General features: G+C 64.0%; 22 protein-coding genes and 1 pseudogene. 13 read left to right on the forward strand and 10 right to left on the reverse strand.

The window, feature by feature from the left end; genetic code table 11:
- The first annotated feature begins 47 nt into the window (after nt 1-47).
- The 6 genes from NKI79_RS03405 to deoA are packed head-to-tail and all read left to right on the forward strand — an operon-like array spanning nt 48 to nt 6,222.
- Entirely contained in the window at nt 48-1,580 is a 1,533-nt protein-coding gene (locus NKI79_RS03405) for an ABC transporter ATP-binding protein (RefSeq protein ID WP_352799860.1), read from the forward strand.
- Nucleotides 1,577-2,716 carry an ABC transporter permease gene (locus NKI79_RS03410; protein ID WP_352799862.1) on the forward strand — a complete coding sequence of 380 codons (1,140 nt, stop codon included), beginning with the start codon at nt 1,577-1,579 and terminating at the stop codon, nt 2,714-2,716. The genes NKI79_RS03405 and NKI79_RS03410 overlap by 4 nt, the downstream gene beginning before the upstream one ends.
- 1 nt (nt 2,717) lies before the next feature.
- Entirely contained in the window at nt 2,718-3,689 is a 972-nt protein-coding gene (locus NKI79_RS03415; protein WP_254816863.1) for an ABC transporter permease, read from the forward strand.
- 6 nt (nt 3,690-3,695) lie between these two features.
- Nucleotides 3,696-4,088, forward strand: coding sequence for a cytidine deaminase (gene cdd, locus NKI79_RS03420; RefSeq protein WP_023675315.1), 393 nt, complete (start codon nt 3,696-3,698; stop codon nt 4,086-4,088).
- Nucleotides 4,085-4,903 (forward strand): purine-nucleoside phosphorylase, encoded by an 819-nt coding sequence (locus NKI79_RS03425; protein WP_254816864.1) that lies wholly within the window; start codon nt 4,085-4,087, stop codon nt 4,901-4,903. Before cdd ends, NKI79_RS03425 begins: the two co-directional genes overlap by 4 nt.
- On the forward strand, nt 4,903-6,222 hold the full coding sequence (gene deoA, locus NKI79_RS03430; protein WP_352799864.1) for a thymidine phosphorylase: 1,320 nt from the start codon (nt 4,903-4,905) through the stop codon (nt 6,220-6,222). The genes NKI79_RS03425 and deoA overlap by 1 nt, the downstream gene beginning before the upstream one ends.
- 108 nt (nt 6,223-6,330) lie before the next feature.
- Here deoA and NKI79_RS03435 read toward each other — a convergent pair whose 3' ends face one another.
- From NKI79_RS03435 to NKI79_RS03445, 3 genes are all read right to left on the reverse strand, one after another.
- Nucleotides 6,331-6,891: a TIGR02281 family clan AA aspartic protease gene (locus NKI79_RS03435; RefSeq protein WP_352506393.1), complete on the reverse strand. Its 561-nt coding sequence runs from the start codon at nt 6,889-6,891 to the stop codon at nt 6,331-6,333.
- 100 nt (nt 6,892-6,991) lie between these two features.
- Entirely contained in the window at nt 6,992-7,621 is a 630-nt protein-coding gene (gene upp / locus NKI79_RS03440) for a uracil phosphoribosyltransferase (RefSeq protein WP_254816867.1), read from the reverse strand.
- Nucleotides 7,622-7,748: 127 nt separating this feature from the next.
- Nucleotides 7,749-8,723 carry an adenosine deaminase gene (locus tag NKI79_RS03445; protein ID WP_352799865.1) on the reverse strand — a complete coding sequence of 325 codons (975 nt, stop codon included), beginning with the start codon at nt 8,721-8,723 and terminating at the stop codon, nt 7,749-7,751.
- 167 nt (nt 8,724-8,890) lie between these two features.
- On the opposite strand from NKI79_RS03445, the gene ubiE reads away from it, so the two are divergent.
- From ubiE to coaBC, 5 genes are all read left to right on the forward strand, one after another.
- Entirely contained in the window at nt 8,891-9,667 is a 777-nt protein-coding gene (ubiE, locus tag NKI79_RS03450) for a bifunctional demethylmenaquinone methyltransferase/2-methoxy-6-polyprenyl-1,4-benzoquinol methylase UbiE (RefSeq protein ID WP_352799866.1), read from the forward strand.
- Between the two features lie 70 nt (nt 9,668-9,737).
- Complete coding sequence (gene ubiB / locus NKI79_RS03455) at nt 9,738-11,312, forward strand: 2-polyprenylphenol 6-hydroxylase (RefSeq protein ID WP_352506391.1); 1,575 nt, start codon at nt 9,738-9,740, stop codon at nt 11,310-11,312.
- Between the two features lie 70 nt (nt 11,313-11,382).
- A complete protein-coding gene (locus tag NKI79_RS03460; protein ID WP_352799868.1) occupies nt 11,383-11,643 on the forward strand; it encodes a FitA-like ribbon-helix-helix domain-containing protein in 261 nt (86 codons plus the stop codon).
- Nucleotides 11,640-12,047, forward strand: a complete 408-nt coding sequence (locus NKI79_RS03465; protein ID WP_254816872.1) for a type II toxin-antitoxin system VapC family toxin — start codon at nt 11,640-11,642, stop codon at nt 12,045-12,047. Before NKI79_RS03460 ends, NKI79_RS03465 begins: the two co-directional genes overlap by 4 nt.
- A gap of 25 nt (nt 12,048-12,072) precedes the next feature.
- A complete protein-coding gene (gene coaBC, locus NKI79_RS03470; protein ID WP_352799869.1) occupies nt 12,073-13,299 on the forward strand; it encodes a bifunctional phosphopantothenoylcysteine decarboxylase/phosphopantothenate--cysteine ligase CoaBC in 1,227 nt (408 codons plus the stop codon).
- A 12-nt stretch (nt 13,300-13,311) separates the two neighbouring features.
- On the opposite strand, the pseudogene NKI79_RS03475 reads toward coaBC, so the two are convergent.
- The 7 genes and pseudogenes from NKI79_RS03475 to NKI79_RS03505 all read right to left on the reverse strand — a co-directional run bounded on the left by NKI79_RS03475 (nt 13,312) and on the right by NKI79_RS03505 (nt 19,623).
- Nucleotides 13,312-14,265, reverse strand: a pseudogene (locus NKI79_RS03475) (IS630 family transposase).
- Between the two features lie 82 nt (nt 14,266-14,347).
- On the reverse strand, nt 14,348-15,802 hold the full coding sequence (locus NKI79_RS03480) for an MFS transporter (protein WP_352799870.1): 1,455 nt from the start codon (nt 15,800-15,802) through the stop codon (nt 14,348-14,350).
- Between the two features lie 411 nt (nt 15,803-16,213).
- Nucleotides 16,214-16,687: a DUF992 domain-containing protein gene (locus tag NKI79_RS03485; RefSeq protein WP_254816875.1), complete on the reverse strand. Its 474-nt coding sequence runs from the start codon at nt 16,685-16,687 to the stop codon at nt 16,214-16,216.
- A 136-nt stretch (nt 16,688-16,823) separates the two neighbouring features.
- Nucleotides 16,824-17,669 carry a tetratricopeptide repeat protein gene (locus tag NKI79_RS03490; protein WP_352799872.1) on the reverse strand — a complete coding sequence of 282 codons (846 nt, stop codon included), beginning with the start codon at nt 17,667-17,669 and terminating at the stop codon, nt 16,824-16,826.
- 162 nt (nt 17,670-17,831) lie between these two features.
- A complete protein-coding gene (gene rpsU, locus NKI79_RS03495; RefSeq protein WP_023675331.1) occupies nt 17,832-18,104 on the reverse strand; it encodes a 30S ribosomal protein S21 in 273 nt (90 codons plus the stop codon).
- Nucleotides 18,105-18,370: 266 nt separating this feature from the next.
- Nucleotides 18,371-18,757 carry an SET domain-containing protein gene (locus NKI79_RS03500; protein ID WP_352799873.1) on the reverse strand — a complete coding sequence of 129 codons (387 nt, stop codon included), beginning with the start codon at nt 18,755-18,757 and terminating at the stop codon, nt 18,371-18,373.
- A 107-nt stretch (nt 18,758-18,864) separates the two neighbouring features.
- Nucleotides 18,865-19,623 (reverse strand): SDR family oxidoreductase, encoded by a 759-nt coding sequence (locus NKI79_RS03505; protein WP_352799874.1) that lies wholly within the window; start codon nt 19,621-19,623, stop codon nt 18,865-18,867.
- A 268-nt stretch (nt 19,624-19,891) separates the two neighbouring features.
- On the opposite strand from NKI79_RS03505, the gene NKI79_RS03510 reads away from it, so the two are divergent.
- Nucleotides 19,892-21,145 (forward strand): sarcosine oxidase subunit beta, encoded by a 1,254-nt coding sequence (locus tag NKI79_RS03510; RefSeq protein WP_352799875.1) that lies wholly within the window; start codon nt 19,892-19,894, stop codon nt 21,143-21,145.
- On the forward strand, nt 21,145-21,567 hold the full coding sequence (locus tag NKI79_RS03515; protein WP_352799876.1) for a hypothetical protein: 423 nt from the start codon (nt 21,145-21,147) through the stop codon (nt 21,565-21,567). Before NKI79_RS03510 ends, NKI79_RS03515 begins: the two co-directional genes overlap by 1 nt.
- Nucleotides 21,568-21,569 lie beyond the last annotated feature (2 nt).

A 21,569-nucleotide genomic window follows, 5' to 3' on the forward strand; every position in this document is an offset into this window, starting at 1 on the left:
TAGGCGTTTGACCAAGCGGTAAAAAAATAACAGTGGGAACAGGCTGCATGGCGCAAGCCGCAATCGAGCTGATCGGCATCGACAAGAGCTTTGGCGCCGTGCGCGCCAACCGCGACATCAATCTGGAGATTATGCGCGGCACCATCCATGGCATCGTCGGTGAGAACGGCGCCGGCAAGTCGACGCTGATGTCGATCCTCTATGGTTTCTACCAGGCCGATTCCGGCGAAATCCGTGTCGGCGGCCAGCCGGCATCGATCAAGACACCGAATGATGCGATCGCGCTCGGCATCGGCATGGTGCATCAGCATTTCATGCTGGTCGACAATTTCTCGGTCCTGGAAAACGTCATTCTCGGCGCCGAAAGCGATGCACTGCTGAAGAAGAGCATCGCCAAGGCGCGTTCCGAGCTGGAACGGCTCGAGCGCGAATACGGGCTCGAAGTCGATCCCGACGCCGTCATCGAGGAGTTGCCGGTCGGCCTGCAGCAACGCGTCGAAATCCTCAAGGCGCTCTATCGCGGCGCCGAAATCCTGATCCTCGACGAGCCGACGGGCGTGCTGACGCCGGCCGAGGCCGACCATCTGTTCCGCATCCTCAGGCAGCTGAAGGAGCAGGGCAAGACGATCGTGCTGATCACCCACAAGCTGCGCGAGATCATGGCGATCACCGACACCGTCTCGGTGATGCGCCAGGGCACGATGGTGGCGACACGCGAAACCAGGAAGACCACGGTCGAGGAACTGGCGGAGCTGATGGTCGGCCGGCGCGTGCTGCTGCGCGTCGAGAAGGGCGAGGCGAAGGCCGGCGGCGTCAAGCTCGCGGTCAAGAACCTGACGGTCAAGGATTCCCGCGGCGTCACCATGGTCGACGACGTCTCCTTCGACGTCCATGCCGGCGAGATCGTCGGCATTGCCGGCGTCGCCGGCAACGGACAGTCCGAATTGCTCGAGGCGATTTCCGGCATCAGGCATGCCGTTTCGGGCTCGGTCATGCTCGACGGCAAGCCGATCGACCTCACCGGCGCCGCCGACCCTGGCGAGCTGCGCGAGCGCGGCCTTGCCCATGTGCCGGAGGACCGCCATCACGTCGGGTTGGTGCTGGCCTTCGAGGAGAACGAGAATTCGATCCTCGGCTATCAGGACGATGAGCGCTATCTGAAGGGGCCGTTTCTCGACATCGACGCCATCCGTGACGATGCCCGGGACAAGATCGTCAAATATGACATCCGCCCGGCGGACTGCCGCCTCAAGACCGCCAATTTCTCCGGCGGCAACCAGCAGAAGATCGTGCTGGCGCGGGAAATGGAACAAGATCCCGGCGTGTTGATCGTCGGCCAGCCGACGCGCGGCGTCGATGTCGGCGCCATCGAATTCATCCACAAGCGCCTCATCGCCATGCGCGACCAGGGCAAGGCGGTGCTGGTGGTTTCGGTCGAACTCGACGAGATCCGCTCGCTGTCCGACCGCATCCTGGTGATGTTTGCCGGCCGCATCGTCGGCGAACGCGGCCCCGACGCGACCGAGGGCGAGCTCGGCCTGCTGATGGCCGGCATCGAGCAGCGCGAGGCGGCGGAATGAGCACTCCCTATGCCAAGCTCCCGGCCTGGGCCGACTACGTGCTGATCCCGCTGATCAATCTGTTCGTCGCCTTCGTCGTTGCCGGCTTCGTCGTCATATTGGTCGGTGAGAACCCGTTGCGCGCGGCTGTCATCCTGGTCGAGGGCGCCTTCGGTCGCGGCCAAGGCATCGCGTTTACACTTTTCTATGCCACCACCTTCATCTTCAGCGGGCTTTCGGTGGCGGTTGCGGCGCATTGCGGCCTGTTCAACATCGGTGGCGAGGGCCAGGGCTATATCGCCGGTCTCGGTATCGGCATCGTTTGCCTGGCCTTCGACAGCGTGCTGCCCTGGTGGCTGACCTTCCCGATCGCCATTATCGCCGCCGCGACGATGGGCGCGCTGTGGGCGCTGATCCCGGCCTATCTGCAGGCCAAGCGCGGCTCGCACATCGTCATAACCACCATCATGTTCAACTTCATCGCCGCCAGCGTCATGGTCTATGCGCTGGTGGGGATGCTGAAGCCGCCCGGCTCGATGGCGCCGCAGACGCGCACCTTCCTCGAAGGCGCGCAATTGCCGAAGCTCAACTGGGTCATCGAATTGTTCGGCGCCAAAATCCGTTCGGCGCCATTCAACGTCAGTTCCCTGCTGGCGCTAGCCATGGCCTTTCTGGTGTGGGTGCTGATCTGGCGCACGAAGCTCGGCTACGAGATGCGCACCTATGGCCACAGCCCGAAAGCGGCGCGTTATGCCGGGATTTCGGAAATACGCATCATCATCATTGCGATGATGATCTCGGGCGCGCTGGCCGGCATGATGGCGCTCAACCCGACGATGGGCGACCAGCACAATGTCGCGCTCGAATTCGTTTCGGGCGCCGGTTTCGTCGGCATCGCGGTGGCGCTGATGGGTCGCCTGCACCCGGTCGGCATCGTGCTGGCGGCGATCCTGTTCGGTATGCTCTACCAGGGGGGCGCCGAACTCGCCTTCGAAATGCCGGCGATCAGCCGCGACATGATCGTCATCATCCAGGGCCTCGTCATCCTGTTCGCCGGCGCGCTCGAGCATATGTTCCGGCCCTATGTCCAGGCGTTGTTCGCCTCGCTCAGCCCGAAATCGGTCGGCATGGAAGCGGTCAAAGGGAAGGGCGCCTGAGATGGATTTCTTCAACGCCATCGTACAAGTCCTGGACTCGACCATCCGCCTTTCGGTCCCCTTGCTGCTCGCCTGCCTCGCCGGCCTCTATTCGGAGCGGGCCGGCGTCTTCGACATCGGGCTCGAGGGCAAGATGCTTGTCGGCGCCTTCGCCGGTGCGGCCGCCGCCTCGGTCTTCCACTCGGCCTATATCGGCCTCGGCATGGCCATCCTCATCTCGGTTGCCTTCGCGCTGATCCACGGCTTTGCCTCGATCACCCATCGCGGCAATCAGATCGTTTCCGGCGTCGCGATCAATTTCATTGCCGCCGGATCGACGATCATGCTCGGCCAGGCCTGGTTCCAGCAAGGCGGGCGCACGCCGGCGCTGGCTGCTGGCGAGCGCTTCGAAGCAATCATCTGGCCGGGCGCGGATGCGCTCAGGGGCGTTCCGATTCTCGGGCCGATCTATTCGGAACTCATCTCCGGCCACTCCGTGCTGGTCTATCTCGCCTTCCTGGCCGTGCCGTTCACCTGGTGGGTGCTGTTTCGCACCCGCTTCGGGCTCCGCCTGCGCGCTGTCGGCGAGAACCCGGCGGCCGTCGACACCGCCGGCATCTCGGTCGCCTGGCTGCGCTACCGGGCGCTGATTTGCACCGGCGTGCTCACCGGCATTGCCGGCGCCTATCTGTCGATGGTGCAGAATGGCGGCTTCGTGAAGGACATGACCGCCGGCAAGGGCTATATCGCGCTGGCCGCGCTGATCTTCGCCAAATGGAAACCGGTCAACGCCATGTTCGCCTGCCTGCTGTTCGGCTTCCTCGACGCCGCGTCGATCCGCCTGCAAGGCACGCCGCTGCCGCTGATCGGCAAGGTGCCGGTGCAATTCATGCAGGCGCTGCCCTATGTGCTGACCGTCATCCTGCTTGCCGGCTTCATCGGCAAGGCAATCCCGCCGCGCGCCGGCGGCGTGCCTTATGTCAAGGAACGCTGATCTATCATGGCTCATGATCTGTTCGAAGCGGCGAAAGCCGCCATGGCCAAGGCCTATGCGCCCTATTCGAAATTTCCGGTCGGCGCGGCGCTGCGCACCGAGGACGGCCGTGTCTTCACCGGCGCCAATGTCGAGATCGCGTCCTATCCTGAGGGCTGGTGCGCCGAAACCACCGCGCTCGGCCACTACGTCATGGGTGGCGGCGGCAAGATCACGGAAATCGCCGTGATCGCCGAACGCGTGGCAAAATGCTCGCCCTGCGGCGGCTGCCGGCAGCGGCTGGCCGAATTCTGCCGGCCGGAGACGAAGTTCTATCTCTGCGATGACAGCGGCGTGGTCGAGACCGTGACCATGGGCGAGTTGTTGCCATACGGGTTTGAAGGCGATGTGCTGAAATGAAGGAAGCGCTCGATCACCTCGTCGAAAGGCTGGATGGGCTGGCGCCGACCACCGCCTTGGTGCTGGGGTCAGGGCTTGGCGGGCTCGTCGACCAGGTCGAGGATGCGGTGCGCATCTCCTACGCCGACTTGCCGGGGTTTCCCCGAAGCGGCGTCAGCGGCCATGCCGGCGAGGTGGTGGCGGGGCTCTTTGCCGGCACGCCGGTGCTGATGCTGTCCGGCCGCGCACACTATTACGAGCACGGCAACGCAGCGGCGATGCGGCCGGCGCTGGAAGTGCTCGCCGGCCTCGGCATCTCCAGGCTGATCCTCACCAACGCCGCCGGTTCGGTCGATCCCGGGATGGGGCCGGGCTCGGTAATGCTGATCACCGACCACATCAATTTCTCGGGGTCCAACCCGCTGATCGGCGAACCGAGCGACCGCCGTTTTGTCGGCCTGACCGAAGCCTATGACGCCGATCTCCGCTCCGCCATCGAGCGGGCGGCGAAGGCGACCGGTACCATGCTGCACAAGGGCGTCTATATGTGGTTCTCCGGCCCATGCTTCGAGACGCCCGCCGAGATCCGCATGGCGCGCGTCATGGGCGCCAACGCGGTCGGCATGTCGACGGTGCCGGAGGTCATTCTCGCGCGCTTCCTCGGGCTGCGCGTCGCCGCCTGTTCGGTCGTGACCAACCTTGCCGCTGGCATGACCGGAGCCGAGCTGTCGCACCAGGAGACCAAGGACATGGCGCCGGTCGGCGGTGCGCGGCTGGCGACCATCCTGCAGCGTGTTTTTCAGGACGGGCTTCCGGAGCACAGGGTCGACGCCTGATGCTTCCCCAGGAAATCATCCGCCGCAAGCGCGACGGGCAGAAGCTCTCGGCTGACGAGATCGCGTTCTTCATCGAGGGCCTGACCGCCGGCACCGTTACCGACGCACAGGTCGGCGCCCTCGCCATGGCGGTATTCTTCAACGGGATGAGCCGCGACGAGGCGGTGGCGCTGACTATGGCGATGCGCGATTCCGGCGATGTGCTCGACTGGTCGGATCTGCCCGGCCCGGTCACCGACAAGCATTCGACGGGCGGCGTCGGCGACAATGTCTCCTTGATGCTGGCACCGATCGTCGCTGCCTGCGGCGCCTATGTGCCGATGATTTCCGGCAGGGGTCTGGGCCATACCGGCGGCACGCTGGACAAGATGGATGCGATCCCCGGCTATGTCAGCCAGCCGGATGTTGCGCGCTTCCGCAAGACCGTGCTCGAAACCGGCTGCGCCATCATCGGCCAGACCGCAGACCTCGCACCCGCCGACGCCAGGCTCTACGCGATCCGCGATGTGACGGGAACGGTCGAATCGGTGCCGCTGATCACCGCCTCGATCCTGTCGAAGAAGCTGGCGGCCGGCCTTGGTTCGCTGGTGCTCGACGTCAAGGTCGGCAACGGCGCCTTCATGGAGAAATCGCGCGACGCAACCGCGCTGGCCAACAGCCTGGTCGAGGTCGCCAATGGCGCCGGCCTGAAGGCATCGGCGCTGGTCACCGGCATGAACGAGCCGCTGGCCTCCGCCGCCGGCAATGCGGTCGAGGTGCGCAACGCCGTCGATTTTCTCACCGGCCGCTTTCGCGACCGGCGGCTGGAGGACTTGACGCTGGCGCTGGCCGCCGAGATGCTGCAATCGGCAGGCCTGGTGTCGTCCAACCAGGACGGCCTGCGCCGCGCCGCCGAGACGCTGGCCGGCGGCCGCGCTGCTTCCATCTTCGCGCGCATGGTGGCGGCACTGGGTGGTCCCGCCGACTTTGTCGACAATCCGGAAAAATATCTGCCGAAAGCGGCAACGGAATTCGCGGTCAAGGCGAGCGCGAACGGCTTTGTCTCCGGCATCGCGACGCGCGAGATCGGGCTTGCCGTGGTCGGGCTTGGCGGCGGGCGGACGCGGCCCGACGACAGGATCGATCACGCCGTCGGCATCACCAGACTGTTGCCGATCGGCGCCGAAGTGCGGGCCGGCGAAGCGCTGGCGCTAGTCCATGCCCGCAATACCGGGGATGCCGAAGCGGCCGCGGCCGTCGTGCTTTCGGCCTATATGATCGGCCCTTCCAAACCGGCCACGGAGAAAACCGTCATCCGGCGGATCCTGCCGCGCGGATAGAGCCCATTCCGATGGCATCGGATGGGCTCTACCCTTCTTTGGACCATGATCTTGTCCGACGACCGGTCCCCTTTTCGCTGGCGTGGACCTGCGGTTCGGGATCACGGCCTACTGAACCAGCAGCAGCGTGCCGTCTTCGACCTGGTATTTTTCGAGCCGCTGCAGAAAGCTCATGCCGATCAGGTTGGTGTGCAGCGCCCTGTCGTCGAGCACGACGGCCTCGACGCCCTCGACGGTGATCCTGCCGATCTGCAGCCGATCAATCGTCACCACGGCGGCCTTGATCGCACCGTTGGCGGTGTTGACCTGATGGCTGAAGTCCGTCGGATTGAGCGAGATGCCGATCCTGCGCGCGGTCGAACTGTTGATGGCGACGAGCGTCGCGCCGGTATCGATCATGCCGTCGATCTGTCGGCCGTTCAACTTGAAGACCGACATGAAATGCCCGCGCGCGTCCGCGGTGACGACGACCTTGCGGCCGAGCGGCTGCGGCGTCGCCGGCCTGTCCCGAACGGCGGCGAGATTCAGGTCGGTTTGGGTGTCGGCCGGCCTGGCTCCGATGGCGGATTTCAACAGCCGCTCGATTACCTGTGAATTGGACTGATATACGATCGGCAGCGATGCCGACGTTCCGGCAAACACGCCAAGGATGAGAAGCTTGCGCAGCATGGACCGGCCTTTGTGGTTGCCGATCCTTAGTCCGACATGGTGTTTGCCGCTTTAACGAATGCGGAAACCAGCCGTTTGCGTAAACAGTCGGTAAACGGATCTATTTGGTGCCGTACATGCGGTCGCCGGCATCGCCAAGGCCGGGCATGATGTAGCCCTTCTCGTTGAGCTGGCGGTCGATGGAAGCGGTGAAGACGGGAACATCGGGATGCGCGTGGGTGAACCGCTCAAGGCCCTCTGGTGCCGCCAACAAGCAGAGGAAGCGGATGTTGGTGGCACCGCGGCCTTTCAGCTTGTCGATCGCCGCGATCGCCGAATTGGCGGTCGCCAGCATCGGGTCGACGACGATCACCAGCCGGTCGGCGAGGTCGCCCGGCGCCTTGAAGAAATACTCGACCGCTTCCAGCGTCTCATGGTCGCGGTAGAGGCCGATATGGGCGACACGCGCCGCCGGCACCAGATCGAGCAGGCCTTCGAGCAAGCCGTTGCCGGCGCGCAGCACCGAGGCGAAGACCAGTTTCTTGCCCTCCAGCGTCGGCGCCTCCATCGTCTCGATCGGCGTCTCGATCGTCGTCGTCGTCAGTTCCAGGTTGCGGGTGACCTCGTAGCCGAGCAGCAGCGAGATCTCGCGCAGCAGCCGCCGGAAGCCGGCCGTCGAAGTCTCTTTCTTGCGCATGATGGTCAGCTTGTGCTGGACAAGCGGATGGTCGACGACGGTGACGCCCTTCATGGTGTTCTCCAACTGCGCAAGTGAATGGTGAATGGTGAATAGTGAATAGTGAACTGGTTTGCGAGTCCTTGGTGCGCGGCAAAGCCCGCAGTTGACGGACCGAAGCGCCGGGTGAGCCGTTCACCATTCACCTGCCCTTGGCGCCGAGCCTGCCGAGCAGCGCCGCCTTGGTCTTCCTGTCGACGAAGGCTGCCTCGATAGCCGTCCTGGTGACGGCGGTGAGCGCCTTGTCATCCATCGCAAAATGCTCGGCGGCGATGTCGTATTCGCGTTTCAGCGAGGTCCAGAAATAGGGCGGGTCATCGGAGTTGAGCGTCACCTTGCAGCCCGCCGCCTTCAAGGCGGGAAAGGGATGGTCGGCGAAACTGTCAAAGATTTTCAGCGCGATATTGGAGCCGGGGCAGCATTCGAGCACGACGCCTTCGTCGGCGATGCGCCGCACGAGATCGGGGTTCTCGATGGCGCGCACGCCATGGCCGATGCGAGACGGGCGGATGTGGTCGAGTGCCGCCTCGACGCTCTCCCAGCCCATCAATTCGCCGGCATGCACGGTGATGCCGAGGCCGGCCTCGCGGGCGATCTCGAAGGCCCTGACATAATCTTCCAGATCACCGATCCGCTCGTCGCCGGCGACGCCGAAACCGGTGACCAGCGGATGCCCGCAGCGGGCGGCAAAACGTGCCGCCCGTTCGATCGATTCGACACCGAAATTGCGCACGCCGGTGACGATCATGCGGCCTTCGATGCCGGTCTTCGCCTTGGCGCGGGCCATGCCTTCGCCGAGCGCGTCGGTATAGGCCTTCGGCGACAGCCCGGCCTTGCTTGCATGGTCGGGCGAGGTGAAAACCTCGGAATAGATGGCGCCGTCGCGGGCGAGGCTGGTCAGGTAGTGATCGGCCAGCCGCGCATAGTCTTCTTCGGTGCGGAACAGGTCCGACGAGAAGTCGTAGGCTGCGAGGAAAGAGGTGAAGTCGTGCCACACGAAGGAGCCGTCCTGGATGTAGGGCGAGGCATCCTTGCCGTATTTCTCAGCCTGGCGGAGGACGAGTTCAGGCGCCGCTGCCCCTTCGATGTGGCAGTGCAGTTCTGCTTTCAAAGGCATTCAATTATCCCGTCAGGCTTTTTTTCTTATGACGCAAGTTCCTGTCGGAAGCGTGTGACACTTTTCCGGAACCTGCTTCGAAGCGCGGCCGAACACCGCGCCTTAAACAATAGCGCCCGCACCATCGATCGGCTATGGTCCCGCCGATTTTATGGCGGATCAAAACGATGTCGGTTGAAAGAACCACTGCTGCGGGCGGCATGGAAACCTCCTATGGTTTCAAGCGGGTAGGACCAGGCGACAAGCAGTCCCTGGTCAATGATGTTTTCCACAAGGTGGCGAACCGCTACGACCTGATGAACGACCTGATGTCGGCCGGGTTGCATCGGTTGTGGAAGGACGCCTTGGTCGCCTGGCTCAATCCACCGAAGCGGCCGGGCTGGAGCGTTCTCGACGTTGCCGGCGGCACCGGCGATGTCGCCTTCCGCATCGTCGAGGCGAGCGGCAGGCACGCTCATGCAACGGTTCTCGACATCAACGGCTCGATGCTCGCCGTCGGCCGCGACCGGGCCGAGAAAAAGGGCCTGTCGGCAAATACCGATTTCGTCGAAGCCAATGCCGAGGAACTGCCTTTTGCCGACGCTACTTTCGATGCCTACGCCATCGCTTTCGGCATCCGCAACGTGCCGCGCATCGATGTGGCGCTCGCCGAAGCCTATCGCGTGCTGAAGCCCGGCGGGCGCTTTCTCTGCCTTGAATTCTCCGAGGTCGAGATGCCGCTGCTCGACAAGGTCTACGAAGCATGGTCGTTCAACGCCATCCCGCGGATCGGCAAGGTGGTGACCGGCGATGGCGAGCCATATTCCTATCTGGTCGAATCGATCCGCAAATTTCCCAATCAGCAGAATTTCGCGACGATGATTTCGCGCGCCGGCTTCGAGCGCGTCTCATTCCGCAACTACTCCGGCGGCATCGCCGCGCTCCACTCGGGCTGGAAGCTTTGAAGCTGGCCCGTATCCTTCGTACTCAATGTGCTCTTCGCCGGTCTAGGAAATCGGCGGGGCAAAGCCAGCCATGAGCAGCATCGGCGCTGGTTTCAGGCTCGTGCGGGCCGGCTGGGTGCTGGTCCGCGAGGGTGTCATCGCGGCTTTGCCCGGTGACGAGCTCTTCGGCTTGCCGAAATTCGGCTGGCGCATGGCCCGGCTGTTCACCCGCCGTCACGCGCTTGCCTATGAGCGTGGCGACAGGCTGGCCAAGGCGGTCGTGCGGCTCGGCCCGTCTTACGTCAAGCTCGGCCAGTTCCTGGCGACACGGCCGGATGTCGTTGGAAACGATATCGCGCTTGATCTTGCCATGCTGCAGGACAAGATGCAGACGTTTCCGAAGGCCGAGGCTGTCGCCGCGATAGAGGCCTCGCTCGGACGCAGGGTCGACGAGCTCTATGTCAGTTTTGGCGAGGCCGTCGCCGCCGCCTCGATCGCCCAGGTCCATACCGCCGAAATCCTGCAGAACGGCGTCGTTACCCGGGTGGCGGTGAAGGTCATCCGGCCGGGCGTGCGCCGCCGCTTCTTTCGCGATCTCGAGAGCTATTTTCTCGCCGCCCGGCTGCAGGAAAAATACATCCCGTCGTCGCGCCGGCTGCGGCCCGTCGAGGTGACCGAGACACTGGCCCAGACGACCAAAATCGAAATGGACCTGAGGCTGGAGGCGGCGGCTTTTTCGGAGCTCGGCGAGAATACCAAGGACGATCCCGGCTTCCGTGTGCCGTCGGTCGACTGGGAGCGCACCGGTCGTGACGTGCTGACCATGGAATGGGTCGACGGCATCAAGATGAACGATATTGCCGGCCTAGCCGCCGCTGGCCACGACCTGAAGGCGATTGCCGCCAACCTCGTTCAGTCGTTTCTGCGCCATACGCTGCGTGACGGGTTCTTCCACGCCGACATGCACCCGGGCAACCTGTTCATAGAAGCCGACGGCACCATCGTCGCCGTCGATCTCGGCATTGCCGGCCGGCTCGGCAGAAAGGAGCGCCGGTTCCTCGCCGAAATCCTCTACGGCTTCATCACGCGCGATTACCAGCGCGTCGCCGAAGTTCATTTCGAGGCCGGCTACGTGCCGCGCCAGCACAATGTCGCAGCTTTCGCCCAGGCGATCCGGGCGATCGGCGAACCGATCCACGGCCAGCCGGCCGAGACCATCTCGATGGCCAAGCTGTTGACGCTGCTGTTCGAGGTGACCGACCTATTCGACATGGCGACGCGATCCGAACTGGTGCTGCTGCAGAAGACCATGGTCGTTGTCGAAGGCGTCGCCCGCACCCTCGACCCGGCCTTCAACATGTGGAAGACGTCGGAGCCGGTGGTCAGCGGCTGGATTGCCCGCAATCTCGGCCCGCGCGCGCTGCTGGCCGATGCGCGCGACGGTGCCAGCGCGCTGCTGGCGCTGGCCCGTCAGGCGCCGGACCTCGCAGCCCGTACCGAGCGGCTGTCGCGTGAGATCGACCTGATGGCCGAAAACGGCCTGCGCTTCGACGAGGGGACGGCGGACGCGATCGGCAAAGCCGAGGCGCGCCACACCCGCTCCGGCCGGCTGGCGCTGTGGGTGATCGCGCTGACGCTGGTGTATATCGCCTGGAAGCTGCTCTGATTGCAATGACAGCAGTGCTGTCATTGCAATCACGCCGCTTGTCGCTATGTTAACGGCGAGGAGCTACGCTATGAGCACTATCACAATCCGTAATCTTGATGACGAAGTGAAGCAGGTGCTGCGCGAACGCGCTGCCGCGCGCGGCGTTTCGATGGAGCAGGAAGCGCGGGATGCCCTGCGCAAAGTGACGATCCCCGAGAGCAAGCTCCAGAACGGGGAGTGGCGGCTGAAAGCGTCACGTGACGAGATCTTGGCGCTCGGACGGAAATCAGAATACCCCATTGACCTCAAAGCGCTTACTGATCACATGTGGGATGAGGGACTTCTATGACCGTTGCAGTTGATACGTCTGCGTTAATCGCAATCATCGGCGCAGAGCCGGATGCGGCTGCATTGGTCGATGTTTTCGGCACCTCATCTGCTGTACTGATAAGCACTGCAACACTTCTGGAGGCACATTGTGTGGCGAACCGGTCCGGCGGTGGCATCAACCCCGCCGAACTTCAGGTGCTCATCGACCGCCTCGAACTGACGGTCGTTCCTTTTGATCTGGCGCAGCTCGAGGTCGCACGACTTGCCTACTCTCGGTACGGTCGCGGATCCCGCCATCGTGCTGACCTCAACATGGGCGACTGTTTCGCCTATGCCCTGGCCAAGACCCGAAACCTGCCGCTACTTTTCAAGGGTGACGATTTCATCCATACCGACATCGAATCGGCGCTGAAGCCGGCATGACATTGGACAAGAACTGGCCTCGGGCATGACCCTCTCGGGCAAGCGCATCCTGCTGATCATTGGCGGCGGCATCGCCGCCTACAAGGCGCTCGACCTGATCCGCCGGCTGCGCGAGCGCGGCGCTGCTGTTCGGGTGGTGATGACCGCGGCGGCGCAGGAATTCGTCACCACGCTGGCGGCCGGGGCGCTGTCCGCCGACCATGTTTTTACCGAACTGTTCGACCGGCAGGACGAGCACGATATCGGCCATATCAGGCTGTCGCGCGAGGCCGACCTTGTGGTCGTGGCGCCGGCCACCGCCGACCTGATGGCAAAGCTCGCCAATGGCCATGCCAACGACCTTGCCTCGACCGTGCTCATCGCCACCGACAAGCGAGTTTTGATGGCGCCGGCGATGAACCCGAAAATGTGGGCGCATCCGGCGGTCCGCCGCAACCGTGCGGCGCTGAGCAAGGACGGCGTCGCATTCGTCGGCCCGGCGAAGGGCGAGATGGCCGAGAGCAACGAGGTGGGCGAGGGCCGCATGGCCGAGCCGCTGGAGATCGTCGCCGCGATCGAGGCGCTGCTCGACGGCCGGCCAAAGCCGCTGGCAGGCAGGAAGATCATTGTCACCTCCGGGCCGACGCATGAACCGATCGACCCGGTCCGCTACATTGCCAACCGGTCGTCGGGCAAGCAGGGCCACGCCATTGCGGCGGCGCTAGCCAGGCTCGGCGCCGATGTGCGTCTCGTCTCCGGTCCGGTCGGCATTGCCGATCCGGCCGGCGTCGCCACGCTGCACGTCGAAACGGCCGTCGAGATGAAGGACGCGGTCGAGCAGCTGCTGCCGGCCGACGCGGCAGTGTTCGTCGCGGCTGTCGCCGACTGGCGCACTCAAAGTTCGGCCGGGGAAAAGATCAAGAAGGTGGCGGGCGAGGAGCCGCCGGCGCTGCGGATGGTGGAAAATCCCGATATTCTTGCCGGTGTCGGGCATCACAAAAAGCGGCCGATGCTGGTGGTCGGTTTCGCTGCGGAGACGCAGGATCTGGTCAGGAACGCCGAGGCCAAGCTTACAAAAAAGGGGGCCGATCTTATCGTCGCCAATGATGTCTCGCATGAAGATGGTGCTCCGGGCGTGATGGGCGGCGACCGCAACAAGGTACGGATCGTCTCAAAGGCCGGCGTCGAGGAATGGCCAGAGATGAGCAAGGATGAGGTGGCGACGCGGCTCGCGGCACTGATCGCCGAGCGGCTGAAGACGGTCGTCGTCTAGAGCGGCGGACTTTCATGTGAGTCCATAGCCTGCGGCAGTGAAGTAGTTTCTGCATTCTGTTGGAGAGAAGAGATTGCAGATATCGCCAATGGCCTGCCACAGGGCGTCGATGGTTCTGATGGCCTTTGCGCGCAGATGCGCCTTGAGCTTGGCGAAGGCCATTTCGATCGGGTTGAGATCGGGGCTATAGGGCGGCAGGAAGAGCAGCCATGCGCCTCTGGCCCGGATGGCTGCCTCGGCGGCCGACTCTTGTGGGCAGCGAGATTGTCGAGGATGACCACATCGCCCTTTGCCAGCGTCGGAGCGAGCTGCGTTTCGACGTAGGTGTCGAAGATGCGACGGTTCATCGGCGTGTCGACGACGAAAGGGGCGGTGAGCCCATGGCAGCGCAGCCCGGCGATGAAAGTCTGCGTCTTCCAATGTCCGAACGGTGCCTTTGAGCGCAGCCGTTGGCCCTTCAGGCAGCGACCGCGCAGGCGCGTCATCTTCGTAGTGGTTCCGGTCTCGTCGATAAACACCAGCCGATGTGGCTCAAGCCGCATCCGCGGCTGGCGTTTGGCCCGCCACTGCTGGCGCGCCTTGCTGATGTCGGGTCGATCTTGCTCGCTGGCCAGCAGCGTTTTTTTTGAAGCGGTAGCCGTTCCTGATGAGCCAACGTGAGATCGAGGCCGGAGCCACTTGGACGCCTGTAGCAGTAACCAGCTCGGCGGCAAGCTCCGGCATGGTGATGTCGTCCTTCTCGGCCACACAACCAATCAGGAACGCACGATGGGGGTCGAGCTTGGAATGGCGGCGGCCTCCGCTCGGCTTGGGCACCAGGCTCTCGGTCTTTCGATAGTTCCTCATCAGGATCACGACGAACGAAACCGACACCCCAAAATGTGCCGCCGCCGCACGCCGCGAATGACCAGCCTCGACAAACCGCACAACGCGTTCACGCAAATCGAGCGAATAGGGCTTGGGCATGGCAAATCACCTCCTTAAGGAAGTGAATCACAAACCCGACGTTAGTGGAATCCTTCGCGATTCAACCTGAATGTCCGACGCTCTAGTCAATCTCCCCTGCGAGGGGGGAGATCGGCAGCTTCGCTGGCGGCGCCCCCGAAATCCGCAAGGCGGCAAGGCATCCCAGGATCCCGAGCGGGATAAACGCCAGGAACAGCCAGGCAGCGACGTTTGCCGCGGCCTCGCGGTTCAGGCCCTCTGAAAAGCCGCTGGCGTTGGCTACGATGCCGGTCAATGCCGCACCCACGGCATAGCCGATGCGCTGCATGGTCGGCACGGCGGCCGAGGCGATCGTCTGCTCGCCCTCCCGCGCCGATGCCACGATTACGCGCGTGACGAACGGCCAGGCGATGCCGAAGCCGCCGCCTTGCAACAAGGCACAAAGCAGGATCAGCGGGATCGAGCCCGCCGGCACAGTATAGGCGAAACCGGCAACGCCCGTGGCGATCATCAGCGCACCGCCGACAATGATCAGCCGCTCGCGTTCCGGCGGCGCATTGGCGACGAGGATCGACAGGATCGACCAGGCGATCGATTCGGCGGCGATGATGTAGCCGGTGGTCAGGATCGGGATGCCGTGCAGGCTGGTCAGGAGCAGTGGCCCGTAGACCGCGAACGAGCAGGTCGCCACCGAAAATGCCGCGACCACGGTCATGCCCGCGCCGACCGGCGAGCGCCATGAGAACAGCCGCGACGGGAACAGGCGCGAGCGCGGCTTCAGTGCGTCGATATAGATAAACAGCGCCAGGCCGATCAGGCCGAGGCTGAGCAGCAGCGACGAGCGCAGCAGGGCGATGTCGACGCCGGCGGTGGCGATCAGCACGACGCTAACGGCGAGGCAGCCAAGAGCCGCCAAGGGGAAGGGCGGCGCCGAGCCGCCGGTCGCCTGCGGCCTTGTTGCTTCAGGTGTATCGAGCACAAGGAAGCTTGCCAGCGCCATGGCCGTGCCGCCGAGGGTGAAGACGCCGAAGGCCCAGCGCCAGGACAGCAATTCGGTCATTACCGCGCCGAGCACCGGTCCGCTGAAGGCGGCGACACCCCAGATCGCCGACATGACGCCAAAAAGCTGCGGCCAGATCGCGCGGGCAAACAGCCGCTCGACCGAGACGAAGGCCAGCGACACCAGCGCGCCGCCACCGAGCCCCTCGATCAGGCGGCCGCAGAGGAACAGCGGCATCAAAGGCGCGGTGGCGCAAACCAGCGCGCCGCCGGCATAGAGCATCGCGGCGACCATCATGTTGGTGCGCAGCGCGACATAGCTCACCAGCCGTCCGGCGGCCGCACCGGCAACGATGGCGCCGAGCTCGTAGATCGCCAGCGACCAGCCCACCAGTTGCACGCCGGCGAGCTCGCCGACCATGGCCGGCATGACCGTTGCCACCATCGTTTCGTTGGTGGCGTGCAGCAGGATGCCGAGGCTGATGAAGCAGAAACGCGCCAGATCGCCGCTCGCCCACAGCGCGCGCCAGTCGACCCTGTTTGTGCTTGTCTTGGTCATCCGGCCCCCCCCAGGCTTTCTTAGACGCTGGTCTAAAGTATTGGAGCGTTCTTCACGTCCAAATGAGTACATGCCGCAGTATGGGAGGACTTCTACAACCTCAACCGCAGTTGAGATCAAGCGGCTGTGATCGCCGTTGACGTGGCGGATTTCAAATTGTGCGATGGGGGACGATCACGAAGCGTTGAGATTCTGGTCAGACCGAAGACAAGCAATATTGGATCGCCGCAATCTTCGGTCACGATAATGGCATGAACACAGTTGCCATGCCGTGATCTTCGAGCGCCGCAACTTTGAACATCAGGGCGGCCCATTCTCCGCGGAGTGGGCCTGCCGGAAACTATGAGCCTTCGGCAGCTATTCGCAGGCCGACACCTACGCTCCCCGCCGCTCGGGAGCCATGCTACGCCGCTATTTCAACGAGTGGATCAGATCCAGCGAGGTGACGGCGACCGCCAGGTTGACGCCGGTCTGTGCCTGGACACTGAGCGGCTGCAGCGAAAAGGCGCTGTCGAGGCCGCCGACCAGGAGATTGGCGCCGCCACCGGTGACCACGCTGGCCTCGGCGTTCACGCCATAGTAGCTGCCGGCAAGGTCGCCTTCATCGTGGTTGCGGGTCGCCGCCAGAACCGCCCATACCAGCTGGCCCTGATGCGTCCGGCCGACATCGACGCCGAGCTTGGAAATCACCCCGGTATAGACTTCGGAGGGGCCGCCACGATGTGGACGAAAGACACAGGAAACACCCTTGTTGGAGGTGACGAGATAGGCCGTGCCGCCGTCGATGGTGCAGTCGAGCACGCCGAGCTGGAGCTTGCTGGCGCTGGCGGGAGCGGCAACGACGGTCGTCGCGAGAGCGGCGGCACAAGCGAGTTTCTTGATCATGGCAGGGTCCTTTCGAAATTACCTTGTACAAACGGCTGAGCACGCCGAGCGTTCCGCCGAAAACCTGGCGCCAGCAAGGCAAGGGTAAACGCAGGGTTGTCGGGGCGCGGAAAGGGCCGGCCGATTAACCGGCCGCTCAGCCGGTGCTGGTGCGGGCCAGGCCGTCCTTGGCCGGCTGGTAGGTCGGATTGAGGTGCACGGCCTCGCGGTAGGATTTTGCGGCCCTGGCCTTGTCGCCGCGCCGCTCGTAGATCAACGCCTGGTTGGACCAGGCCTCGGCGTTCTTGCCGTCGAGCTTGATGGCCATGTTGAAGTCGGCGAAGGCATTGTCCTCGTCGTTCATGGCCAGGTAGGAGAGGCCGCGTCCGTTGTAGGGCTCGGAGGCGTCCGGCGCCAACGAAATGGCGGTCGAGAAGTCCTCGATGGCAAAGGCGTGCTGGCCCTGGCTCTGGTAGATCAGGCCGCGATTGTGATAGGCGCGCGCGTCGGTCGTGTCGAGCTGGATGGCCTTCTGGAAATCGTTGAAGGCTTCCTGCACCCGGCCGGCCCTGCGGTAGAGATTGCCGCGGCCGATATAGGCGGCGTCATAGTTGGGATTGATCTGGATCGAGCGGTTGTAGTCGGCAAGCGCGCTCGCCTGGTCGCCGAGGAAGCGCTGGATGAGCGCGCGATTCGAATAGGCCTGGTAAAAATTCGGATTGAGCTGGATGGCGGTGTTGAAGTCCTTCAGCGCCGCCTGGTACTGGCCGCCGCGGCCATAGGCCGAGCCGCGCACATTGTAGGCTTCCGGATCCTCGGGGTTGCGCTGGATCACCGCCGATAGCGAGGAGATGTTCTCGCTCGAGGCTTGCGCCTTGTCGATGTTGTTGAACTCGCCGGTCGGAACGCTCTGGCAGCTGGCAAGCGCCATCCCGGAAAGCAGGGCTGCCGTCAGGGCGAGGCCGCGCCACGCGGTTCTGCGCTCTACGGTAATTGCGTCCATGTCTGCCCTGTCCTTACTGCGCCGTCTGGTCCGTTCCCCCTCCGAACCGGCATCTCTCCCAACCGGTCCTTTCGGACCGGGTCTACATCACAACAAAAAAGGTGGCGGCGATTCCGCATCGCGCCACCCTGGATATCCTTGGAAAAGGACGAAAAATTGGCGTCAGAACCGCGGCGGACGCGGGGCACCGGCACCGGCAGCACCGGCCGCGACCGGACGCGGCGTCATCGGCAGCAGGCCTTCGCGCTGGGCACGCTTGCGGGCCAGCTTGCGGGCGCGGCGGACGGCTTCCGCCTTTTCACGGGCGCGCTTCTCGGAGGGCTTCTCGTAATGTCCGCGCATCTTCATTTCGCGGAAGATGCCTTCGCGCTGCATCTTTTTCTTGAGCGCGCGAAGCGCCTGATCAACATTGTTGTCGCGGACGAGTACCTGCACGGGCAATCCTGTCTTTCGGGTTTGAAATCAACAGGCAAGCGGCCATAGCCACAAGCCTCCGCGGCGCGTTACACCACGAATTGGGGCGGCTGATAGCAGAATCAAGGCGCTCTGTCCACTGCCGATTGAGAGGTGGTGCCGACCCCGAAACGAAAAACCCGCCTCAGCGGCGGGTCGTTGGTCTGAATCAGCACCATACCGAGTTTACTAGCATAGCTGCCGGCACAAAGCAAGAACAAAATTCGCCTTGGGCCAGATAGGCGACGCTACGCCGTGGCCAGGTGGAGCTGCTCGAAACCCTCGAAGAACTCGCCGTAGTCGCAGGTTATCTCCTCGCCGGCGGCGATGTCGCGGGTCGCAGTGGCCCCGCCATATTGCGAAAAGTCGGTGTTCGGTTTGTCGGCGTGGTTCATGAAGCGGCCATTGTCGACCTCATAGATCATGAAGCCCGGCCGGTCCGGACTGGGATAGGCATATCTGTCGAGCAATTCCTTGAGGTGCGGCGGCGCCGTCTCGTATCTTTCCACCGGGATCAGCCGGTCGAAGTCCGGATCGAGCCGCCAGATCTGCGCCCCTTTCCGGATCGGCTCGGCGGCGAACACGCCGACGCCTTCGATTGCGCTTGCGGCGATATAGGTCCTGATCAGCAGCATGTTTCCAACCCATCTTCGAGGAGAAGACGGAATCGTCAAATCGCCGGGAAAAGCAAGACCGGTTTTCAGGCATTGCGGCTGGCGGGCCTCACCGACCGCGAAACGCTTCACGTGCGGGTGATCGAGACGCCGCCGTCGGCGAACAGGGCCGCGCCGGTGGTGAAGCTCGATGCATCGGAAGCCAGATAGAGCGCCGAGCGGGCGATCTCGTCAGGCTCGGCGACGCGCTTCAAGGCATGCAGGTTTTCAACGAAGGCTCGCGATTCAGGGGTCTTGAACGTTGCCGAAGGCGTGTCGGTGCCGCCCGGCAGCAGCGCGTTGACCCGCACGCCTTTGGCGCCGTATTCGGCGGCAAGCACCTGCGTCAATCCGATCAGTCCGGCCTTGCTTGCGGCATAGCTGGTCATGCCGGGCATGCCGACGGTGTGGCCGACGAAGGTGGAGGTGAAGATCAGCGATCCGCCGCCGCGGTCGACCATCGCCGGCACCTGGTATTTTGCGCCCAGAAAGGCGCTGGTCAGGTTGGTGTCGAGCGCCTCGCGCCAGCCCTCCAGCGACAGCTCCGAAACCGGCCCCGTCTTGCCGACCGAACCGGCATTGTTGAAGGCGATGTCCAGCCCGCCGAATTTCTCGACCGCCAGGTCGACCAGGGCCTTCGCGTAGGCTTCGTCGCGGACATCGCCGGCAAGGGCGATGGCCGTGCCATCGGCGTCTTCGATTTCGGCAACCAGCGCGTCAAGCTCCGCCTTGCGGCGGGCAGCGACGACCACCTTGGCTCCTTCCTCCGCAAACAGCTTGGCCGTGGCGCGGCCGATCCCGGAACTGGCGCCTGTGACGATGGCAACTTTGTTGGCAAGTGTGAGCATTTTCCTGCATCCTTTTCGCGCCGGCCCTTGCCGGCAATCGGGATGCTTGGTCGCAAATCGGGGCGGCGCGAGCCACCCGATACGTGCAAGGTGCTTCAGATGTGGTTTGATCGCTCCATCACGTCGCATGCCTTTTTCCACCACGGCGCAAAACGGCAAGCGCCGTCGCAAACAGTGCAAGGCTGGCAGCGCCGTTTCGCTAGTGATACAAGCTCGCGCGCCCGGGGTTGGCTGATCTGCCCGGCCGCCATTTGTGAGGCCTGCGACGTTGAAGAAATACTCGGTATTCGCCATCGCCCGCGAGGCCATGCGCGGCCATAAGGGCTGGGAGGAGCAGTGGTCCTCGCCGGAGCCGAAGAAGGAGTACGACGTCATCATCGTCGGCGCCGGCGGCCACGGCCTGGCCACCGCCTATTATCTCGCCACCGTGCACGGCATCACCAACGTCGCGGTATTGGAAAAAGGCTGGCTCGGCGGCGGCAATACCGGCCGCAACACCACCATCATCCGCTCGAACTATCTCTACGACGAGAGCGCCGGCATCTACGACCATGCGCTGAAGCTGTGGGACGGGCTCAGCCAGGAGCTCAACTACAACGTCATGTATTCGCCGCGCGGCGTCATGATGCTCGCCCATAACATCCACGACATCCAGGTGCTGAAGCGCCACGTCCATGCCAACCGGCTGAACGGCATCGACAATGAATGGCTGACGCCGGAGCAGGCGAAGGAATTCTGCCCGCCGCTCAACATTTCACGCAATGCGCGCTATCCGGTGATGGGCGCCTCCCTGCAGCGCCGTGGCGGCACGGCGCGTCACGATGCGGTCGCCTGGGGCTATGCGCGCGGCGCCTCGGCGCGCGGCGTCCACATCATCCAGAATTGCGAGGTCACCGGCGTCAAGCGGGCGCCGAACGGTGCGGTCACAGGCGTCGAGACGACGCACGGCTTCATCGGCGCCAGGAAGGTCGGCGTGGTCGCCGCCGGCCACTCCTCGGTGATCATGAACATGGCCGGCGTGCGTATGCCGCTGGAAAGCTATCCGCTGCAGGCGCTGGTGTCGGAGCCGGTCAAGCCGGTGGTGCCTTGTGTGGTGATGTCGAACACGGTGCATGCCTATATCTCGCAATCCGACAAGGGCGAACTGGTAATCGGCGCCGGCACCGACCAGTATGTCTCCTATTCGCAGACCGGCGGGCTGCACATTTTGCAACATACGCTCGATGCGATCTGCGAGATGTTCCCGATCTTCACCCGTATGAAGATGCTGCGCTCATGGGGCGGCATCGTCGACGTGACGCCGGACCGTTCGCCGATCCTGGCCAAGACGCCGGTGCCCGGCCTCTATGTCAATTGCGGCTGGGGCACGGGCGGTTTCAAGGCGACGCCGGGTTCGGGCCATGTCTTTGCCCATACCATCGCCAGGGACGATCCGCACCCGATCAACGCGCCCTTCACCATCGAGCGCTTCCGCACCGGCCGCCTCATCGACGAGGCGGCGGCGGCAGCGGTGGCGCACTGATGATGACCGAGATGGCCGTCGCCATGCCGCTGATGCTCGCCGGCGAGCAAGGCCTGTTCCATTTTCCGTCGCCGGACGAGGTGCGCACGCAGCCGATCAGCCGCGCCGAAAACGAGACCGAATGGCCGTTTTCCGTCGACGACGGCATTCTGGCCTGCGTCTGGAGCGGCGGACAAAGGGTCGTCTCGTTTCTTGAAGGCCGGCCGGCGGATCTGGACAACGACGAGCCGTTCGAGCCGCGCGTCGTCATCGTCACGGTCGATCCGGTCCTGCTGACGATCGGCAACATGGCCAACCGCGACCTCTTCAGCCCTGCGGCAAGCATCGAGGAGCGCATCCGGCTGGTCGCGCCCTTCGTGACCTTGGGCCAGAGGCTTTGCGACCAACCGGCCGGCGCCCGCGTCGGCCACGGCGAATTGTAGGA

It is taken from the genome of Mesorhizobium sp. M0340 (genome assembly GCF_040321535.1).
Taxonomy (GTDB): Bacteria; Pseudomonadota; Alphaproteobacteria; order Rhizobiales; family Rhizobiaceae; genus Mesorhizobium.

What these genes read in the sequence shown, in the direction of transcription:
- NKI79_RS03405 (WP_352799860.1), top strand. Translation starts at nt 48, where the DNA reads ATGGCGCAAGCCGCAATCGAGCTGATCGGCATCGACAAGAGCTTTGGC.
- NKI79_RS03410 (WP_352799862.1), top strand. Translation starts at nt 1,577, where the DNA reads ATGAGCACTCCCTATGCCAAGCTCCCGGCCTGGGCCGACTACGTGCTG.
- NKI79_RS03415 (WP_254816863.1), top strand. Translation starts at nt 2,718, where the DNA reads ATGGATTTCTTCAACGCCATCGTACAAGTCCTGGACTCGACCATCCGC.
- cdd (WP_023675315.1), top strand. Translation starts at nt 3,696, where the DNA reads ATGGCTCATGATCTGTTCGAAGCGGCGAAAGCCGCCATGGCCAAGGCC.
- NKI79_RS03425 (WP_254816864.1), top strand. Translation starts at nt 4,085, where the DNA reads ATGAAGGAAGCGCTCGATCACCTCGTCGAAAGGCTGGATGGGCTGGCG.
- deoA (WP_352799864.1), top strand. Translation starts at nt 4,903, where the DNA reads ATGCTTCCCCAGGAAATCATCCGCCGCAAGCGCGACGGGCAGAAGCTC.
- NKI79_RS03435 (WP_352506393.1), bottom strand. Translation starts at nt 6,891, where the DNA reads ATGCTGCGCAAGCTTCTCATCCTTGGCGTGTTTGCCGGAACGTCGGCA.
- upp (WP_254816867.1), bottom strand. Translation starts at nt 7,621, where the DNA reads ATGAAGGGCGTCACCGTCGTCGACCATCCGCTTGTCCAGCACAAGCTG.
- NKI79_RS03445 (WP_352799865.1), bottom strand. Translation starts at nt 8,723, where the DNA reads ATGCCTTTGAAAGCAGAACTGCACTGCCACATCGAAGGGGCAGCGGCG.
- ubiE (WP_352799866.1), top strand. Translation starts at nt 8,891, where the DNA reads ATGTCGGTTGAAAGAACCACTGCTGCGGGCGGCATGGAAACCTCCTAT.
- ubiB (WP_352506391.1), top strand. Translation starts at nt 9,738, where the DNA reads ATGAGCAGCATCGGCGCTGGTTTCAGGCTCGTGCGGGCCGGCTGGGTG.
- NKI79_RS03460 (WP_352799868.1), top strand. Translation starts at nt 11,383, where the DNA reads ATGAGCACTATCACAATCCGTAATCTTGATGACGAAGTGAAGCAGGTG.
- NKI79_RS03465 (WP_254816872.1), top strand. Translation starts at nt 11,640, where the DNA reads ATGACCGTTGCAGTTGATACGTCTGCGTTAATCGCAATCATCGGCGCA.
- coaBC (WP_352799869.1), top strand. Translation starts at nt 12,073, where the DNA reads ATGACCCTCTCGGGCAAGCGCATCCTGCTGATCATTGGCGGCGGCATC.
- NKI79_RS03480 (WP_352799870.1), bottom strand. Translation starts at nt 15,802, where the DNA reads ATGACCAAGACAAGCACAAACAGGGTCGACTGGCGCGCGCTGTGGGCG.
- NKI79_RS03485 (WP_254816875.1), bottom strand. Translation starts at nt 16,687, where the DNA reads ATGATCAAGAAACTCGCTTGTGCCGCCGCTCTCGCGACGACCGTCGTT.
- NKI79_RS03490 (WP_352799872.1), bottom strand. Translation starts at nt 17,669, where the DNA reads ATGGACGCAATTACCGTAGAGCGCAGAACCGCGTGGCGCGGCCTCGCC.
- NKI79_RS03500 (WP_352799873.1), bottom strand. Translation starts at nt 18,757, where the DNA reads ATGCTGCTGATCAGGACCTATATCGCCGCAAGCGCAATCGAAGGCGTC.
- NKI79_RS03505 (WP_352799874.1), bottom strand. Translation starts at nt 19,623, where the DNA reads ATGCTCACACTTGCCAACAAAGTTGCCATCGTCACAGGCGCCAGTTCC.
- NKI79_RS03515 (WP_352799876.1), top strand. Translation starts at nt 21,145, where the DNA reads ATGATGACCGAGATGGCCGTCGCCATGCCGCTGATGCTCGCCGGCGAG.